This window comes from Frankia sp. AgB1.9 (assembly GCF_016786355.1).
In the GTDB taxonomy this organism is placed as follows: domain Bacteria; phylum Actinomycetota; class Actinomycetes; order Frankiales; family Frankiaceae; genus Pseudofrankia.
In genome coordinates this window covers 18145-36796 of the sequence record NZ_JADWYX010000053.1, presented here as the reverse complement: position 1 = coordinate 36796, position 18652 = coordinate 18145, and the positions used below count along the sequence as shown (strand labels likewise).

Annotated in this window: 14 protein-coding genes; 10 read left to right on the top strand and 4 right to left on the bottom strand. The window is 72.6% G+C overall.

Features of this window, described 5'->3' with window-relative positions:
• Positions 1-101: 101 nt before the first annotated feature.
• Positions 102-1436, top strand: coding sequence for a hypothetical protein (locus I6A60_RS21625; RefSeq protein ID WP_203015873.1), 1335 nt, complete (start codon positions 102-104; stop codon positions 1434-1436).
• 37 nt (positions 1437-1473) lie between these two features.
• Here the strand turns inward: I6A60_RS21625 and I6A60_RS21620 are convergent, their stop codons facing one another.
• The 3 genes from I6A60_RS21620 to I6A60_RS21610 all read right to left on the bottom strand — a co-directional run bounded on the left by I6A60_RS21620 (position 1474) and on the right by I6A60_RS21610 (position 5823).
• Complete coding sequence (locus tag I6A60_RS21620; RefSeq protein WP_203015874.1) at positions 1474-2706, bottom strand: nucleotide disphospho-sugar-binding domain-containing protein; 1233 nt, start codon at positions 2704-2706, stop codon at positions 1474-1476.
• 442 nt (positions 2707-3148) lie between these two features.
• Positions 3149-5383, bottom strand: coding sequence for a catalase/peroxidase HPI (katG, locus tag I6A60_RS21615; protein WP_203015875.1), 2235 nt, complete (start codon positions 5381-5383; stop codon positions 3149-3151).
• Positions 5384-5409: 26 nt separating this feature from the next.
• Positions 5410-5823: a Fur family transcriptional regulator gene (locus I6A60_RS21610; RefSeq protein WP_203015914.1), complete on the bottom strand. Its 414-nt coding sequence runs from the start codon at positions 5821-5823 to the stop codon at positions 5410-5412.
• 267 nt (positions 5824-6090) lie between these two features.
• Between I6A60_RS21610 and I6A60_RS21605 the strand changes: the two genes are divergently transcribed.
• From I6A60_RS21605 to I6A60_RS21595, 3 genes are all read left to right on the top strand, one after another.
• A complete protein-coding gene (locus I6A60_RS21605; RefSeq protein ID WP_203015876.1) occupies positions 6091-6870 on the top strand; it encodes an SDR family oxidoreductase in 780 nt (259 codons plus the stop codon).
• A gap of 81 nt (positions 6871-6951) precedes the next feature.
• Positions 6952-7161: a hypothetical protein gene (locus tag I6A60_RS21600; protein WP_203015877.1), complete on the top strand. Its 210-nt coding sequence runs from the start codon at positions 6952-6954 to the stop codon at positions 7159-7161.
• 355 nt (positions 7162-7516) lie between these two features.
• On the top strand, positions 7517-8938 hold the full coding sequence (locus tag I6A60_RS21595) for a flotillin family protein (RefSeq protein WP_238435936.1): 1422 nt from the start codon (positions 7517-7519) through the stop codon (positions 8936-8938).
• 82 nt (positions 8939-9020) lie between these two features.
• Here the strand turns inward: I6A60_RS21595 and I6A60_RS21590 are convergent, their stop codons facing one another.
• The gene (locus tag I6A60_RS21590; RefSeq protein ID WP_203015879.1) at positions 9021-9875 is read right to left on the bottom strand and encodes a LysR family transcriptional regulator; all 855 of its coding nucleotides are present in this window, start codon (positions 9873-9875) and stop codon (positions 9021-9023) included.
• Positions 9876-10416: 541 nt separating this feature from the next.
• Here I6A60_RS21590 and I6A60_RS21585 point away from each other — a divergent pair.
• From I6A60_RS21585 to I6A60_RS21560, 6 genes are all read left to right on the top strand, one after another.
• The gene (locus tag I6A60_RS21585) at positions 10417-11181 is read left to right on the top strand and encodes an alpha/beta hydrolase (RefSeq protein ID WP_203015915.1); all 765 of its coding nucleotides are present in this window, start codon (positions 10417-10419) and stop codon (positions 11179-11181) included.
• Complete coding sequence (locus I6A60_RS21580; RefSeq protein ID WP_203015881.1) at positions 11174-13084, top strand: rhodanese-like domain-containing protein; 1911 nt, start codon at positions 11174-11176, stop codon at positions 13082-13084. The genes I6A60_RS21585 and I6A60_RS21580 overlap by 8 nt, the downstream gene beginning before the upstream one ends.
• Positions 13081-14226: an LLM class flavin-dependent oxidoreductase gene (locus I6A60_RS21575; RefSeq protein ID WP_203015883.1), complete on the top strand. Its 1146-nt coding sequence runs from the start codon at positions 13081-13083 to the stop codon at positions 14224-14226. The genes I6A60_RS21580 and I6A60_RS21575 overlap by 4 nt, the downstream gene beginning before the upstream one ends.
• A 92-nt stretch (positions 14227-14318) precedes the next feature.
• Positions 14319-15536, top strand: a complete 1218-nt coding sequence (locus I6A60_RS21570; protein WP_203015885.1) for an LLM class flavin-dependent oxidoreductase — start codon at positions 14319-14321, stop codon at positions 15534-15536.
• Positions 15533-16732, top strand: a complete 1200-nt coding sequence (locus I6A60_RS21565; protein WP_203015887.1) for an acyl-CoA dehydrogenase family protein — start codon at positions 15533-15535, stop codon at positions 16730-16732. The genes I6A60_RS21570 and I6A60_RS21565 overlap by 4 nt, the downstream gene beginning before the upstream one ends.
• 196 nt (positions 16733-16928) lie before the next feature.
• Positions 16929-18626, top strand: coding sequence for an ABC transporter substrate-binding protein (locus I6A60_RS21560; RefSeq protein WP_203015889.1), 1698 nt, complete (start codon positions 16929-16931; stop codon positions 18624-18626).
• Positions 18627-18652: the final 26 nt, after the last annotated feature.

The window sequence follows — 18652 nt, the reverse complement described above, 5'->3', positions numbered from 1 at the left end:
TCCGCTCCGGACCTTCACGCCACACAGGCCGACGGTTCCCGAACGACGGCGGCGCGGCGACCCAGCCCCGGTCCCGCGCCGCCGTCACCGGAAGGAAAGACATGTCGCGGGACGACTTCTCGGGCCGGTTCGACCCAGCTTTCACGCTCGCCGCGCTCAGCCGGCGGGCGTTGTGCGTGCTAGGCCGTGAATGGCTGCTACACGGGCACATGCAGGACCGGGTCGGCATGCCCCTGGTGCTGGAACGCTCGGACCGGGAGACGATGGAGCAGGCGGCGATCGTCGAGTGGATGGCGGCGAGCCCGGTCTACTCCCGCCGCGCGCAGCGCGCTCTGGGCTTCGCCGGTGACAGCGTGGAGACGATCTTCAAGAACATCCAGCTCGACATCGGCGCGCCGCACCAGTTCCTCGACTTCCGCTACCGGCTCCAGGACGCGCGCAACGGCGACTTCTCCCTTGCCTCCTGCGGAGCGCTGCTGGACGTCGAACCGATGGGCGAGGAGTTCGTCCACGGCATGTGCCACACGATCGAGGACCCGACGTTCGACGCGACCGCCGGTGCCACCAACCCCCGCGCGGCCGTGCGCCCGGTGCACCGCCCGCCGCGCCGGCCCGAGCTGATCGGGGCCAGGCCTGGTGGTCCGGGCAGCCGCGAGCCGCACTGCCAGTGGACCGTCCGGATCGGCGACGACGCCGCGCCGGTCGCGGCGCACCCGAACGAGGCCGTCGTCGCCGGCTCGAACGCGGCGACCATCAACCTGCCTGTCAGGGCGGTGCGCCCGGACGCCGAGCCCGGCGGCTGGGACGACTACAGCGGCCCGTTCGACCCGGACTTCCAGCTGGAGGACCTGTCGCTGCCCGCGCTGCTGGTGGCGCTGGACGAGGTCGCGCTGCAGAGCCATCTGCTCGTCTACAGCTACCTGCTGCTCGTCCAGCAGCGGTTCGGGGCTGACGCGGCCCGCGTGCTGCTCCCACGGGTCTTCACCGGCCTCGCCGGGCTGACCTCCCAGCGGCTGCGCCGCGCGCTGCGCCTCGCGGGGGGCCTCGACGGCGTCGCCTGGCTGCTGCGGACCCACCCGATGTTCGCCCCGGCCGGCTACGTCGACCTGGAAATCGAGCTCGCTGGCGACCGGGTGCGGTTCGCCCTGCGCGACTGCCCCGCGCTCGACGAGGTGGCCGGCCGCACCTGGTTCGCCGCGCTGGAGGGCGACGACCCCGCCGGGCTCGCGGCGCTCGCGACGTTGGTGCACGGGGTCGAGCCCCAGGCGCGGGTCAGCCCGGTGCGCACCCGGCCCGGTGAGCGGTTCGCCTACGAGGCGACCGTCGACGCCGTCGCGACGCCCGCCGTCGACCCGCCCGAGGTCGAGCTCGCCAAGATCAGCACCGGCGCGAGCTTCCTGTTCCGCCAGCGTCGCCCGGTGCGCACGACGAACTGACGGCTGGCTGGCCGTTGACAGCCAGCCGGTCAGCCGGTCAGTCCGCGACCAGGTCGAAGATGCGCGTCGCGATCTCGGCCGGGGTCGGCATGGCGCGGATCTCGGCCTGGACCTCGCGGGCACCCGCGCGCAGGTGCTCGTCGCGCACCAGCGCGTCCAGGAGGCCGGCCGGCAGCTCGGGCTCGGCCACGAGGTCCAGCGCCATGCCGGCGCCGCGCTTCACCACCACGTCCGCGGTGTGCTGGTGGTCGAACAGGTGCGGAACGACGAGCTGCGGGATGCCGGCGTCCAGCGCGCCCATGCTGGTGCCGGCGCCCCCGTGGTGGATGACCGCGGAGCAGGTCGGCAGCAGCTGGGTCAGCGGCATGTAGCCGACGGCCCGGACGTTCGACGGGAGCCCGCCGAGGCCGCTCGGGTCCACGGCGCCCAGCGCGAGCACGAACTCGGCGTCGACCGTGGCCGCCTGCTGCAGGATCCGCCCGACCAGGTTGTGCCCGCTCGACCCCGACAGCTGCGGGATGAGGTTGCCCAGCGTGACGAGCACCCGGGGCCGGGCCGGCTGCTCGTTCAGCCAGTCGGGCACCACCGCGCCGCCGTTGTAGGGGACGTACCGCATCGACCAGCCCTGCGGGTCGCTTTCCAGCATGCTCGGCGGCGCCACGTCGATGCCGTACCGCTGGGTCGGCAGGTCCACGCCGTGCCGGTCGAACACCTCGCCGGCCAGCGCGCGCAGCAGCGGGTCGAGGCCCGCGGTGCGCAGGAAGCCGAAGCCGTGCTCGACGGCGGGGATGTCCAGCTTGGCGGCGGCGGCCAGCGCGCCGACGGTCATCGGGCCGTAGACGATCACGTCGGGCCGCCACCGCTCGGCGACCTCGACGAAGCCGTTCATCATCTCCATGAGCTCGGCGACGTCCGCCTCGGGCAGGATCTCGCTCACGTGCGGCAGGAAGCCCGCGTACTCCGGCGCCTCGCTCAGCGCCTCCGACACCGATGGCTGTGCGGGCGCGGCGGGCTCCGGCTGACTGGACGGGCTCTCGGCCGGGCCGTCGCTCGACGTGGACAGTGCGGCCACGTCGAAGGCGTTGAGGAACTGGGCGATACCCCGGCCGGGCAGCAGGTCGACCACCGGCAGGCCGGCGCCCGCGATCTTGACCACGTCGCCGCCGCTCGCGACGAGCACCTCGGCGCCGGCCGCCCGCAGCGCCCAGCACACCGGCACCGTCGGCAGGGCGTGGCTCAGCTCGGGGAGTGTCGCCAACAGCACTCGCATGGTCTGCCTACCACCCATTCAGTGTCATTTACGGCCGTAGAGGGTCTTGCGGTCCGCAGCCACGAGCGCCGGCTCGTGCCGCTTCCTGCGTCGACCCTACGAGCGGCCACCTGATCTCCGGCACAGACCCCCATGGATGGCGCGGAACGGGTGAGGCGCGCCAGTGGGGCGTATCCGTGCTGCTCCCGGGGCCCGCGACCCTCGCGGGCCGGGCAGCCGCGCGCCCGGACGGGGGGCCGGCGGGCAGCCGCTGTCGGAAGGCCGTCAATGTGATGGGAAACGCCCCGGGTGAAGCGGCCTCGACCCCCACTTTGGGTGATCGTGCTCTCACGTAGTGGGACTACGTGTCGCGCTTGGCGGCACTTTGGGGGCATTCGTGCGGGACCGCGCGGGTGAAGGGGTGGTTCGGCACGCCTACGGCGGTGCGGCAGCCCGGTCACGATCAGCCGAGGTCGTACCGGCCGAGGTTCATGACCTTGGACCAGGCCGCGACGAAGTCGTGGACGAACTTCTCCTTCGCGTCGTCGCTCGCGTAGACCTCGGCGAGCGCCCGCAGCTCGGAGTTCGAGCCGAAGACGAGGTCCGCGCGGCTGCCGGTCCACCGGACCCGGCCGCCTTCGTCGTGGCTCTCGAAGACGGTCGCGTCCTGCGCCGTCGGCGTCCAGGTCGTGCCCAGGTCGAGCAGGTTGACGAAGAAGTCGTTCGTCAGGGCTCCCGGGGTCGCGGTGAAGGCGCCCAGCGGCGACTGCCGGTAGTTCGCGCCGAGGACCCGCAGGCCGCCGACGAGGACCGTCATCTCCGGAGCCGAGAGCGTCAGCAGGTTCGCCCGGTCCACCAGCAGGAACTCCGCCGGCAGGCGCTGGCCCTTCCCCACGTAGTTGCGGAACCCGTCCGCGCTCGGCTCCAGCGCGGCGAACGACTCGACGTCGGTCTGCTCCTGCGACGCGTCGGTGCGGCCCGGAACGAACGGGATCTCGACCTCGACGCCGGCGTTCTTCGCGGCCCACTCGACGGCGGCGTCGCCGGCGAGCACGACCAGGTCGGCCAGCGAGACCTGCTTGCCACCGGACTGGGCGCCGAACGCCTCCTGGATCCCGGTCAGGGTGCGCAGGACGGTCGCGAGCTGGTCGGGCTCGTTGACCTCCCAGTCACGCTGCGGCTCCAGGCGGATGCGCCCGCCGTTGGTGCCACCCCGCTTGTCGCTGCCGCGGAACGTCGAGGCGGCGGCCCACGCGGCCGAGACCAGGTGCGGGACCGACAGGCCCGACGCCAGCACCTGGGCCTTGAGCGTGGCCACGTCCGCCGCGTCGACGAGCGCGCCGGTCACCGGGGGAACCGGGTCCTGCCAGAGCAGCTCCTCGGTCGGGACCTCGGGCCCGAGGTAACGCACGACCGGCCCCATGTCGCGGTGGGTGAGCTTGAACCAGGCCCGCGCGAACGCGTCCGCGAACGCGTCCGGGTTGTCCTTGAAGCGCCGCGAGATCGGCTCGTAGACCGGGTCGAAACGCAGCGCGAGGTCCGTCGTCAGCATCGTCGGGGCGTGGCGCCTCGTCGGGTCGTGCGCGTCGGGGACGGCGTCCGCGCCGGCGCCGTCCTTCGGGCGCCACTGGTGCGCGCCCGCGGGGCTGTCGAACAGCTCCCACTCGTAGCCGAACAGGGTCTCGAAGAAGCTGTTGTCCCACATGGTCGGCGTGGGGGTCCAGGTGCCCTCGAGGCCGCTGGTGATCGCGTCCCCGCCCTTGCCGGTGCCGTACGCGTTCTTCCAGCCGAGGCCCTGCTGCTCGATCGGCGCGCCCTCGGGCTCGGGGCCGACATTGTCGTCCGCCGGGCCGGCGCCGTGCGTCTTGCCGAAGGTGTGGCCGCCGGCGATCAGCGCGACGGTCTCCTCGTCGTCCATCGCCATCCGGCGGAACGTCTCGCGGATGTCGCGCGCCGAGGCGAGCGGGTCCGGGGTGCCGTTCGGGCCCTGCGGGTTGACGTAGATCAGGCCCATCTGGACGGCGCCGAGCGGGTTCTCCAGCTCCCGGTCGCCGGTGTAGCGCTCGTCGCCGAGCCAGGTCGTCTCGGGGCCCCAGTACACGTCCTCCTCGGGCTCCCAGACGTCCGGGCGCCCGCCGCCGAAGCCGAAGGTCTGGAAGCCCATCGACTCCAGGGCGACGTTGCCGGCGAGGACCATCAGGTCGGCCCAGGAGATCTTCTGGCCGTACTTCTTCTTGACCGGCCAGAGCAGCCGGCGGGCCTTGTCGAGGTTGCCGTTGTCCGGCCAGCTGTTCAGCGGGGCGAACCGCTGCTGGCCGGCGCCGGCGCCGCCACGGCCATCGCTGATCCGGTACGTGCCGGCGCTGTGCCAGGCCATCCGGATCATGAGCGGGCCGTAGTTGGCGAAGTCAGCGGGCCACCAGTCCTGCGACGTCACCAGGACCTCGGTGATGTCCTGCTTGACGGCGGCGAGGTCGAGGGTCCCGAACGCCGCGGCGTAGTCGAAGCCCGCGCCGAGCGGGTTGGCGACGTCCGGGTTCTTGGCGAGGATCCTGAGGTTGAGCTGGCCGGGCCACCAACCGCCGTTCCCACCGCCCTGGGTGGGGTGCGGGGCGCGCGTGTGCGCGACCGGGCAGCCTTCTTCGGTGTTCATGGCGTCGTTCATGTCACCAACGACGGCATCGTGGTTCTCGGACACTGGACTTCCCTCCGAGCGTCGGCGGATCAGAGTCGGTCCGGACTCCTGGCGGCGGAACAGTCGGGGCACAGGCCCCAGTAGGTGACCTCCGCCTCGTCGACCGCGTAGCCACGGTCGTCGGACGCGGTCAGGCACGGCGCGTCGCCGACAGCGCAGTCGACGTCCGCGATGGCACCGCAGGACCGGCACACCACGTGGTGATGGTTGTCCCCGACCCGCGACTCGTAACGGGCCACCGACCCCGACGGCTGGATGCGCCGGACCAGGCCCGCGGACGTCAGCGCGCGCAGCGCGTCGTACACGGTCTGGTGGGACACCTCGGGGAGGTCTCTGCGCGCGGCCCCGATGATCGAGTCCGTGTCGGCGTGCGGATGCGTGTACACCGCGCCGAGCACAGCCACCCGAGGGCGGGTGACCCGCAGGGCGGCCCCGCGCAACATCCGCTCACAGTCCGAGGTCGTGACCACGTCCTGCACTCTGGCCCCCTTTTCTGGAATCTGTCAAGAATGGACTCGCGATCAATCTCGGTTCGATCTTCGTCGTGACGCAGCGTGTTCCTCCGGTTCGACTGTGTATTCGATCGGACCGATGGGATGAACGGAGCAAATCGGGCATCGACCGTCAGTTTCCAATGCGGCGGCCGCGGCGAAGGTCGCGACCTACACTGACGTCCGCTCGGCGGACCCGATCAAGGGAGAGATCACACCATGTTGTTGCAGGCGAAGACCGCCGTCATTACCGGAGTCGGCAGCGGCCTGGGCCGGGAGATGGCCGTTTCCATGCTTGCGGCGGGCGCGAACGTGGTCATCGCCGCTCGGTCCGCGGACGGATTACGCGAGACGGCCGGGGAAATCGACCCTGCGGGGGAGCGGGTGCTCGCGCACCCGGCCGACATCAACGACGAGGAAAGCTGCCGGTCGTTGGTTTCCGCGGCCGTCGACCGCTTCGGCTCGGTCGACGCGGTCGTGCAGGTCGCCGCGTTCGAGGACGCGTTCGGTGGGCTGTTCGACGCCGACCTCGACAAGTGGGCCCGGGCCTTCGACACGAACGTCCTCGGCAGCCTCAGGCTGCTGCGGGCCGTCGTGCCGGTGATGAAGGAGCACGGCGGCGGTTCGGTCGTTCTGGTCGGCAGTCAGTCCGCGTTCAAGGTCGCGCTTCCCCAGGGCGGTTACGCGGCCTCAAAGGGAGCGCTCCTTTCGGCGATGTACTACCTCGCCGATGAGCTCGGCCCGGACGGAATCCGGGTCAACACCGTCGTGCCCAGCTGGATGTGGGGGCCGAACGTGCAGTTGTACGTCGACTTCCGCGCCCAGTCCGAGGGGAAGACGACCGACGAGATCCTCGACGAGATCACCAGAGGGTTCCCGCTGCGGCGCATGACGCAGGACCGGGAGGTGGCCGACGCCGCCGTGTTCTTCTGCTCGGACCTGTCCCGGGCCGTCACCGGCCAGTACCTGCTGGTCAACAGCGGCGAGCTGATGCGTTAGCCCCGGTTAGGCACGGCAGTGGCTGGCACGGCAGCGGCTGGCATGGTGGGACCGAGGAGTGGCTGTCACGCGGAGGGGCATATGGCCGACCAGGCAGTGATCGGCAAATCGGGTCGAGTGACCGGGAAGATCGCCCCGGGTCTGGTCGGCGAGGTCATGCTGGCGGTCCGCGGCGGGTCGGAGGCCTTCCACGCCTATGCCGAGGACGGCGAGGCGACGATCACGGTCGGCTCCCGGGTGCTCGTCGTCGAGTACTACCCGCCGAGGTCGGTGGTGGTAGTCCGGGTGTGAGAGGCCAGGCCCGGTCGGCCGGACGTGCCGCGGCTCGTGCCCAGGCGGCACCGGGCCCGGGTCCCGGGTGATCCGGGCTGCCCCTACAAGATCTCCTGGAGAGTCGCCAATCTGACACGCACGGCGTCGGCCAGCTGCCACAATTCCGCCCTGGAAGCGACTTCTCAGCTCCTGGGCGGAAAAATCACGACTCCCGTCCACCTGTCCCAGAAGCCACTTTCGCGCTATCCCGAGAACCGTCCGGGTAAGTGCGAGCCGGCGGTCCGGGTTCGGTTGGCCAACTGGAGGGGTCGTGCTCTACGTAATCATCGGTGCGGCGGCTGTCGGCGTACTGGTGGCGGTCGGGCTGTTCAGAATGATGTGGCGGGTCGCCGAGCCGAACGAGGCCCTGCTCATCTCGGGTCTGCGGGCCCGCCGGGGCCAGCATGACGCCGTGGCCGAAAGCCTCGGTTTCAAGATCGTGACGGGCAAGGGTGTGCTCGTCACCCCGGCCGTACAGAAGGTCAGGCGCATGTCGCTTGATCTACGGGCCGCGCAGCTCGGCCTCGAGTGTGTCACCCAGCAGGGCATTCCGGTGGGCATCCGGGGCGTCGTCATCTTCAAGGTCGGGGATGACTTCGCCTCGATCGCGAACGCAGCCCGCCGTTTCCTCGACCAGCAGGACGCGATGGAGACGCGGGTCCACAACGTGTTCGCCGGCCACCTGCGGGCCATCGTCGGCCAGCTCACCGTCGAGGACCTCATCCGGGACCGGGAGAAGCTGACCCAGCTCACGCGGGCCAGCTCCGGCACCGAGATGGAGAAGCTGGGGCTGATCGTCGACTCGCTGCAGATCCAGGAGATCGACGACCCGACCGGCTACATCGCCAACCTCGGCCGCCCACACGTCGCGGCTCTCGCCGCCCAGGCCAGGATCGCCGAGGCGGAGGCCGACCGGCAGGCCGCCGAACAGGAACAGATCTCCCTGGCGCTCAAGTCCGAGGCGAGCCGCAACAGCTCGATCAAGCGGTCCGGATTCCAGGCCGAGATCGACGAGGCGGCCGCGCGGGCGACCCAGTCGGGGCCGCTCGCCGAGGCGGTCGCACACCAGCAGGTCGTGGTCGAACAGACCAGGGTCGCCGAGCTGGAGGCGAACCGCGAGGAGCAGCGGCTGCAGGCCGCCGTCCGCAAGCCCGCCGACGCCCGCGCGTACGAGCAGATCACGCTCGCCCGCGCGCTGCGCGACGCGAACATCAGCTCCGCCGAGGCGGACGCCCGGAAGATGGAGCTGGCCGCTCAGTCCAACGCGGTCCGGGTCCGCACGGAGGCCGACGCCCGGGCCCGGCAGATCGAGGTGCTCGCGACCGCCGAGGCGGAGTCGACCCGCAAGACCGGCGACGCGAGCGCCCACGCCAAGCGGTCGGTCGGCACGGCCGAGGCGGAGGCGCTGCGGGCCAAGGGCCTCGCCGAGGCCGAGGCGATCAAGGCGAGGGCCGAGGCGCTGGCCGCCAACCAGGACGCCGTGATCGGCCAGCAGCTCGCCGAGCAGTGGCCGGCCATCGTCGAGGCCGCGGCCAAGCCGTTCGGCGCGATCGACCAGCTGATCGTGCTGAACGGCGCGGCCGGCCTGGGTGACGCGCTCGCCCAGGCTCTCTCCCAGGGGGCGAGCGCACTGCAGCTGGCTCGCAACATGATCGGCGGGTTGGGCGGCGCGGGCGGCCCCGGGTCGGGCCTGACCAAGGCGGCTTCGCCGAACGGCTCGGCGCGGACCGCGCAGGACAGCGGGCCGACCGCGTAGGTGCGCACTCGTTGACGGCGTTTTGCCCGCTCGCGGTCGTGGGAAGGCTCTGGCTACGACCGCGAGCGGGCCGAAACGGCGATCAGGTCGCGTGGAGCAGGCCGCTCGCGGCCTCGGCGACTGCGGTCACCAGTGCCGCCGGTGCCCCGCGCCGACCCCGGACATGCAGGGGCTCGGGCTCGACGGGGGGAAGGTCGTGTCGCTGTTCCAGGCCCTCCGGGGCGGTGCCGACGTGGGCGAGCAGCGCTACCCCGAGGCCGGCGCGGGCGGCGTGCAGCACCCCGGCCAGATGACCGGCCTCGCAGACGACGGAACCGGCCTGGCCGCTGTCACCGAGAACCTTCAGGGCTCTGCGGCGAATCGTGCAGGGCTCGTCGATCGCGACCAGCGGGATGTCGCCGCGGTCCTCCGGCAGGGCCCACCCGGGCGCCGCGTACCAGGCGAGCGGAAGCGCGCCGGCCGGGCTGACGTCGCGGCCCCGGACGTCGCCCATGAACAGGGAGGCGTCGAGCGCGCCCTCGTCGAGGCGGTCGTTGAGCTGCTTGCCGCGGTCGATCCGGAACCGGACCGAGCAGTCCGGGAAGCTCGTCCGCAGCCGCGCGGTGATTGACGGAAGCAGCAGGTCGGCCGCGTGCTCGGTCGCGCCGATCACCAGCGTGCGCCCGGAGTCGGCCGCCTGCAGGCGGCCGAGGGCGTCGTCGTGGGCCGCGAGGATCTTGCGGGCCTCCGCGACGAGCAGCTCGCCCTCGGGGGTGAACTGCGCGCGGTTGCCGCCCCGGCGCACCAGCGGACGGCCGCACACCTGCTCGAGGCGCCGGACGTGCTGGCTGACGGCGGACTGCGACAGGTGCAGGCTGTCGGCCGCCCGACGGAAGCCGCCGGAGTCGGCGATCGACGTCAGGCTGCGGAGTGCGACTATGTCCAGCACGCCCGCCATGTCGACAGGGTAGCTGGGCTTTTGTGGCGCGATCGGCGGATGCGTCGATTCGTCCGGCCCGGCTGCGGGCGGCGCTCGCCCTGGTCGCCGGGCCGCACGGGTGATAAGCAGCCGCGATCGGCCCGATCGCGAATCGTCGTTGGCCAGGGGCGGACGATTCCACTATCTTCACGGACATGGTCGAGATTGGTCCCGAGGACCGCGCGCCGCGGTCGGTCGCCGGACGCTCGGCTGTCCCCCCGCGCCTGTCCGGCCGGAACCTCACCCGGCGACGCGTGATCGACTTCATGCGCCGCGGCGCCACCTGCTGTCGCTGACCAGCTGACGCCGTAACTTCCGCCGCGCCGGCGCGCGGCACCTCCACTCCCTGTCGCTCGACCGCCTGGTCTCTGTCGCCCGACCGCCTGGCCACCTGGCCCGGCGGCCCGCGCCTGCGCCCATGCCGCCGGCCAGCCGCCGGCGGTTGTCTCCTGCCCTGCCCGAGGCCGCCCAGCGCGGCGCGCTGGCGCCTGCCCTCGGCATCCCCGACGAAAGGTCGGTCATGACTCTCGCCCATGAGGCCACCGTTCTGAGCTGGCCCGAGCCCGCCGGCCCGGCGCTGCGCGGCACCCTCGTCGTGCTGCCAGGACGGGGCGAGTCCCCGCAGGTGTACGAGCGCTTCGGCCGCCGGCTGGCCACCGACGCCTACCGGGTGCACGCCGTCACCGCGCCCACCGACGATCCCGGCCGCGCCCGCGACGAGCTGTCCGCCGTGCTGGCCTCGGCCGACCCGGGCGTGCCGCGGATCGTGGTCGGCTCGGACGCGGGCGCGGCGTTCGCCGGCTACCTGGCCGCGAACGGCGAGCTGCCCACGGCCTCGGCGCTCGTGCTGGCCGGACTGCCGACCAGCGCTCCCGTGGCGCCGGCCAGGGAATGGGACGAGGAGCTCGGTATCCGCACCGCCTGCCCGACCCACCAGGCCCGGATCACCGCGGGTGGCGTGCGCCGGGCGGCGCTGTTCGCCGAACTGCCGGACGCGTGGCTCGACCCGGCCATCCCCGGCCGGCTGGACCTGCCGGTGCTGGGAGTCCACGGCCGCGACGACGCCGTGAGCCCGCTCGACGCGGCCCGCCGCTGGTATGCCGCCGCGCCGCGCGCCGAGCTGGTCACGATCGCCGGCGGCCGCCACGACGCCCTGAACGACCAGACCCACCGCACGGTCGCCGCGGCCGTCGTGCAGTTCCTCGAACGGCTGCGCGCCGGCGCTGAGCTCGCCCCGATCGCGGTGACCGAGCCGCTGCGCGCCCCGGTGGGCACCGATGCCTAGGTATGTGATCGTCGGCGCCGGCGCGGTCGGGGTGACCCTCGCCGCCGAGCTGCGCCGCGCCGGCCGGGAGGTCGTCCTCGTCGGGCGCGGCCGGCAGCTGGAGCTGCTGCGCGCCGGCGGCGTCCGCTACTTCAACCCCGACGACTCCTGGGCCCTCGACGTGCCCGCGGCCGGTGGCCCGGACGAGGTCGGCCTGGACTCCGGCGACGTGCTGGTGCTGGCGACCAAGACGCAGCAGGCCGAGGAGGCGCTCGCCGTCTGGGCGCGCCAGCCGGTCGGTGGCGGGCGGTGGCGGGCCGGCGAGGTGCTGCCCGTCCTCACCGTGCAGAACGGGCTGGAGGTGGAGCGCGCGGCGCTGCGCCGGTTCGCGACCGTCGTCGGCTCGGTCGTGTGGGTCCCGTCGACCTACGTCGCGGACGGCGAGGTCGCCAACCCGGCCGGTCCGGCGCGCGGGGTGTTCTGGCTCGGCACCTACCCGGACGGCCCGGCGTCGCCGGCCGCGCGGGCGATCACCGACGACCTGGTCGCGGCCGGTTTCGAGGCGCAGCTGGTCACCGACCTGTCCCGCTGGAAGGCCTCGAAGCTGCTCGGCAGCGCGACCTTCGCGCTCGACGCCCTCTACGCCCCCGGCCCGGACCGCGACCGGGCCGCCCGGCTCGCCGCGGCCGAGGCTCGCGCGGTGCTGACCGCCGCCGGCTACGACCCGGCGGACACCCGTGCGGAGACCACGGTCCGGCTGGACCGCTTCGGGCTCCAGCCGATCGACGGGCACGAGCGCGGTGGCAGCTCCACCTGGCAGAGCCTGGCCCGCGCCCGCGACGCCGAGACCGACTTCCTCAACGGCGAGATCGCGCTGCTCGCCCGGCTGGCCGGCCGGCGCGCGCCCGTCAACGCGGCCCTGGCCGCCCGGGTGCAGCGCGCGGTGACCGAGCAGACGCCGCCGGGCTCGCTGCCGTCCGACGACCTGGCCGGGCTGCTCGCCGCGGCGACCGTCCTCGTCGACGCCGAGACGCTGCGGGCCGAGCTCGCCGGATCGGTGGCGCCCGCGTTGCTCGACGTGCGCTGGGCGCTCGGCGACGCCGACGGCGAGAAGCACTACCTGGACGGACATCTGCCCGGCGCGGTCTACGTCGACCTGGAGACGGAGCTCGCCGCGCCCGCCTCCGCCGCAGGCGGGCGCCACCCGTTGCCGGCACTCGCGGACCTGGAGCGGTCGGCTCGTCGCTGGGGACTGAACGACGGCCAGCCCGTCGTCGTGTACGACGACAACGGTGGGCAGAGCGCCGCGCGCGCCTGGTGGCTGCTGCGCTGGGCCGGCGTGGCCGACGTGCGGCTCCTCGACGGCGGCCTCGGCGCCTGGACCGCCGCCGGCGCACCGGTCGTGCCCGGGGCGCAGCGGCCCGAGCCTGGCGACATCTCGCTGAGCGAGGGGCACCTGCCGGTCCTCGACGCCGACGCGGCCTCGTCACTCGCGGACAGTGGGGTACCGGGCGACGGGGTGTCGGGCAGCGCGGTACCGGGCGACGGGGTTCTGCGCCACGGCGTGCTCGTCGACGCCCGCGCCGCGCAGCGCTACCGCGGCGAGGTCGAGCCGGTCGACTCCCAGGCCGGCCACATCCCCGGCGCCGTCAGCCTGCCGACCGCGGACAACGTCGGCGCCGACGGCCGGTTCCTGCCGATGGCGGCGCTGCGGGCGCGGTTCGCGGGCCTCACGACGGCCGGGACCGGCCCCGAGGTCGGCGTCTACTGCGGCTCCGGCGTGACCGCGGCCCACGAGATCGCCGCGCTGGCCGTCGCGGGCATCGACGCGGCGCTCTACCCGGGCTCGTGGTCCGCCTGGTCGGCCGACCCCGCCCGCCCGGTCGCCACCGGCCCCGACCCGAAAGAGCGGAAGCCAGCATGACCGTCGAGTTCATCAGCGCCGTCAACATCAACCCGAGCAACGAGCTGAACCGGCTCGGCCAGCCCGGCGTCGACGTCGCGTTCTTCACCCGGTACGTCAACGCGCTGGAGGACGCCGGCTTCGACCACACCCTCTGCGCCTACGCGTCCCCGTTCCAGGACCCGTTCGCGATCGCCAACCAGATCGTGGCCCGCAGCGAGCGCGTCACCCCGATCGTGGCGCTGCGGCCGAACACGGTCTACCCGACCGTCGCGGCCAAGGCGCTCGCGACCCTCGACCAGTTCGGCGCCGGCCGGGCGATCGTGCACTTCATCTCCGGTGGCAGCGACGCCGAGCAGGCCAGGGAGGGCGACTACCTCCCCAAGGAGAAGCGCTACGCCCGCACGGCCGAGTACATCGACATCTGCCGCAAGGTGTGGACCTCGACGGAGCCGTTCAGCCACGAGGGCGAGTTCTACAAGTTCGACGGCTTCGTCAGCACCGTGCGCCCGACGAACGGCACCATCCCGGTGTCGGTCGGCGGCTCGTCGGCCGACGCCTACCGGGTCGGCGGCGCGCTGGGCGACATCTTCGGCCTGTGGGGTGAGCCGCTCAAGGACACCCGGGACCAGATCGACGCGGTCAACGCCGAGGCCGCGAAGGCCGGGCGCACCGACCGGCCGCGGATCTGGGTGACCTTCCGGCCGATCATCGCGCAGACCGAGGAGCTCGCCTGGGAGAAGGCGCACCGGATTCTGGCGGTGCTCGCCGGCGCCCAGGCCGAGCAGAGCGCGTTCCGCAGGATCCTCGGCGGCGACGCCCCGCAGAACGTCGGCTCCCAGCGGCTGCTGGAGATCGCCGCCCGCCAGGACGTGCACGACCGGGCGCTGTGGACGCCGACCGCGAGCGCCACCGGCGCGGCGGGAGCCTCGACCGCGCTGGTCGGCACGCCCGAGACCGTCGCCGCCGCGATCCTCGACTACGTCGATCTCGGCGCCGACCTGGTCTCGATCCGCGGCTACGACAACCTCAACGACCTCATCGACTACGGCCGCTACATCCTGCCGCTGGTCCGTCAGGAGCTCGCCCACCGGGAGGCCACCGGGCAGCGCGGCTCCCTCCAGGACGACCACCCCGGCGCCTTCGCGACGGCCGCCCGCTGATCCCGTCGCCGCCAGCCCAAGCCGCCACCGCCCTGGCCCGCTACCGCCCTGGCCCGTCACTGCTCAGCGCCTGCCGCCGAGAGGAGCCCCGCGTGACCACCGAGCCCGTGTTCGACGCCGCCATCCCCGAGACCGCCTCGCCCGAGGTCGAGTTCATCAGCCTCTCGCACCTGAACCCGTCGACCGAGCTGAACCCGGTTCCCAGCCGCGGCATCGACCTGAAGTACTTCCGCCGCTACGTCCGCTCGCTGGAGGAGGGCGGCTACGACTACACGCTGCTGCCCTACGGCTCGAACAGCGCCGACTCGTTCGTCGTGGCCAGCGCCGTCGGCCAGCTCACCGAGCGGCTGCGCCCGATCGTCGCGCTGCGGCCGAACACCACGTTCCCGACGGTGGGGGCGCAGAAGCTGGCGACCCTCGACCAGCTGACCGAGGGCCGCGCGGTCGTCCACCTCATCTCGGGCGGTGCCGACGCGGAGCAGGCCCGGCAGGGCGACTACCTGCCCAAGGAGAAGCGCTACGCGCGGACGTCGGAGTACATCGACGTGCTGCGCCGCTCCTGGACCGAGGCCGCGCCGTTCAGCCACGAGGGCGAGTTCTACAAGTTCGACGACTTCGGCCCCGGCTTCGCGCCCTATGCGGCGCCGGTCCCGATCTCGATCGGCGGCCAGTCCGACGAGGCGTTCCAGGTCGGCGGCGAGAAGGCCGACATCTTCTCCTTCTGGGGCGAGCCCCTGGATGACCTGCGCTCGGAGATCGAGCGGGTCAACGGGATCGCCCGCGCCGCCGGCCGGACCACGCGGCCGCGGATCTGGGTGACCTTCCGCCCGATCATCGCGCAGACCGACGAGCTCGCCTGGGAGAAGGCGCACGAGTACGTCGCCAAGGTCGCCGCCACGTTCGCGCAGGCCGGCTCCGCCGCGAGGCGGTTCGTCGGGACCACCCCGCAGAACGTCGGCTCGCAGCGCGCGCTCGCGTTCGCGAACCGGTCCGAGCTCTACGACCGGGCGCTGTGGACGAAGACCGCCGCCGTCACCAACGCCGCCGGCGCGTCGACCGCGCTGGTCGGCTCGCCGGAGACGGTCGCCGCGGCGATCCTCGACTACGTCGACCGCGGCGCGTCGCTGGTGTCGATCCGCGGCTATGACACGCTCGCCGACGCGGTCGACTACGGCCGCTACGTGCTGCCGCTGGTCCGGCAGGAGATCGCGCATCGCAAGGCCACCGGGCAGCGTGGCACCCTGCAGGCCGAGAACCTCGGCAACTACGCGCCCGAGTACGGCCAGTACGCGACGGCGGGCCAGCCGTGACCGCCGCGCTCGACACCGCCAAGGCGACGTACTCGTTCCCGGTCCCGGACCTCTCGGACGAGGCCCTCGCTGCTGTCACCGCCGAGATCGCCTCGACGGCGGCCGAATACGACCGGACCGGCGAGACGCCGTGGGACGGCCTGTGGGCGGCGCACCGCGCGGGGCTGCTCACCGCCTCGGTCGGCAAGCAGTTCGGCGGTCCCGGGGTCAGCCAGCGTGAGCTGGTCCGGATCCTGGTCGCGATCGGCCAGGGTGACGCCTCCGTCGGCCTGCTCGCGTCCAACCTGCTGATGACCCAGGCTGGCCAGGCGGCGCACCCGCACTGGCCGGCCGGCTACTACGACGACCTGCTGCGCCGCTCGCTCGACGGCCCTGCGCTGGTCAACGCGATCCGGGCCGAGCCCGAGCTGGGCGCGCCGGCCCGCGGCGGCATCCCGAAGACGACGGCGACCCGCACCGCCGACGGCTGGCTGCTCAACGGTCACAAGGCCTACGGCAGCGGCGGCCCGGCGCTGGCCTACCACACCGTGTGGGTGGTCGCCGACGAGCCGGGCGGGGACCAGGGCCAGCCCAGGGTCGGGCACCTCATCGTCCCAGGCGACCTGCCCGGGATCCGCTGGGTGTCGACCTGGGACCACCTGGGCCTGCGGGCCACCCACACCGACGACGTGATCTACGAGAACGTCGAGCTGCCCGCCGACGCGTTCGTCGAGATCCCCCGCGGCCCCGACGGGGTCTACCGGGACCCGGCCGCGATGGCCGGCCCGGGCGGCTGGGGCCATCCGGCGCTCTACGTCGGCGTCGCCCGCGCGGCCCGGTCGGCGTTCGCCGAGTTCGCCCGCTCCCGGGTGCCGTCGGCGCTCGGCAAGCCGATCGCCCAGACCGAGCGCATCCAGTCCGTCGCCGGCGAGATCGACCTGCAGATCACCCAGGCCGAGACGCTGCTCTACGGCGCGCTGCTGCGGATCGAGGCCGGCGACACCTCGGTCCTGCCCCAGCTGTCCAACGTCAAGGTGTCCATCGCCCGCGCGGTGATCGCCGCGACCCAGACCGCGGTCGCGGCGCTGGGCAACCCCGGCCTGTCCCGCCACCAGCCGCTCGAACGGCATCTGCGCGACGCCCTCTGTATCAGGGTGCACCCGCCGCAGGAGGACACCGTCCTGCTCGCCAGCGGCCGGCGCGTTCTCGGGGTCTGACTCCGGCGGCGCGCCCGGCCCTCCCCGATCGGCCAGCCGCGTCCCCGCCGGCCCCGCACCCCTCAGCGGCCAATCAACCTCCGCCGGCCGGTCGACCGCCTCCCGCGGCGACCGACCACCTCTGAGCCGTCCGACCAGCCCCGCCCTGGACGTCCGGCAACCCCTGTTTCGTCTCCCGTCCTGAAAGGGCACCCGTATGTCCATCCTCAGACGCCTCGCCCGAGATTCCCGGGCCTGGCGCCACACCTCCGTCGCGGCCGCGGCCACTGCCGGGCTGCTCGCCCTGGCCGCCTGCGGCGGCGGGAACTCCCCGGCCGCCTCGTCGGCGGTCACGGGCGCACCCAAGGCCGGCGGCACGCTGAAGGTCTCGTTCTTCCCGGACAACCCGTCCCTGTCCTGCATCGACCCGTTCCAGGTCTACTGGATCGAGCACCGCACGATCATCCGCAACTTCGCCGACTCGCTGACCGACCAGGACCCGGCGAACGGCAAGATCGTGCCCTGGCTCGCCAAGAGCTGGGACATCAGCTCCGACGGCCTGAACTACACGTTCCACCTGCGTGACGGCGTCACCTTCTCCAACGGGAAGAAGGTCGACGCCCAGGCCGTCGCCGACGACGCGGCCGGCTGGATCGCGACCGTGAAGGCGACCAACGGCGCCTCGTACGGCTCGTCCTACGTGCAGGGCCTGACCGGCGCCACTGTGGTCGACCCGCTGACCGTCAAGCTCACGCTGTCCCAGCCGAACTCGTCGTTCCTACAGGCGACGTCGACGACGAACCTGGCGATCACCGACCCGGCGGAGTACACCGAGACGCCGACCCAGCGCTGCCTCGGCCAGGGCGTCATCGGCTCCGGGGCGTTCGTGCTCGACCACTACACGCCGAAGGTCGAGACGGTCCTCACCAAGCGGCCGACGCCGTACAGCTGGGCGTCGAGCCTGGAGAAGAACCAGGGCAGCGCCTACCTCGACAAGGTGATCTTCAATTACGTCGCCGAGGACAGCGTCCGCACCGGCAACCTGGTCTCCGGCGCGATCGACATCGCCTGGCCGCGCAACCCCTTCACCGTCCAGGACCAGAAGCTGATCACGGCGTCGGGTGACACCGTCCAGAAGCGGTCGCTGCCCGGTGTCTCGTACACCCAGTTCGCCAACACGGCCCCCGGTCGCGTCCTGAGCGACCCGCAGGTCCGTAAGGCGCTGTACAAGGCCATCGACATCAAGACGTATGCGGCCACCGTCTTCGGGCCGGACTACCCGGTCGTCCAGGGCGTCTTCAACTCGACCACGCCGGGCTTCAAGTCGGAGGCGGCGAAGCTGGCCTACGACCCGGCCGGCGCCGGGAAGATCCTCGACGCCGACGGCTGGACGCTGGGCTCGGACGGGTTCCGGCACAAGGACGGCAAGGAGCTGACGATCGAGTACCCGGTCAGCCAGTTCTCCGCCGGGCCTGAGCTGCTCCAGTCGCAGCTGAAGAAGGTCGGCATCAACGTGAACCTGCGCACGCTGACCCCGGCCGAGCTGACGACGTATCTGCCGAACGGTGACTACGACCTGACGCAGACCTACTTCACCCGGGCCAGCATCGGCGCCCTGCAGTACATCCTCAACCCGGACGTCGCGAACTCGAAGGCGCTGGCGAACCGCTCCGCGTCGCCGGAGGTCACGGCCCACATCAAGGAACTGTTCGCGCAGGGCCTGCAGACCACCGACGCGAGCCAGACCTCGAAGGCCTACGCCGACCTGCAGGACTACCTGATCGACCAGGGCGTCTCGTTCCCGCTGTTCGAGCGGGTGCAGGAGGCCGGCGTGTCCAGCCACATCCACGGGTTCGCCTTCACGTCCGAGAGCTTCCTGAAGCTCAACGACGTCTGGAAGGACAACGGCTCCTGACGAAGCCCCATCGCTAGTCGGCAGCG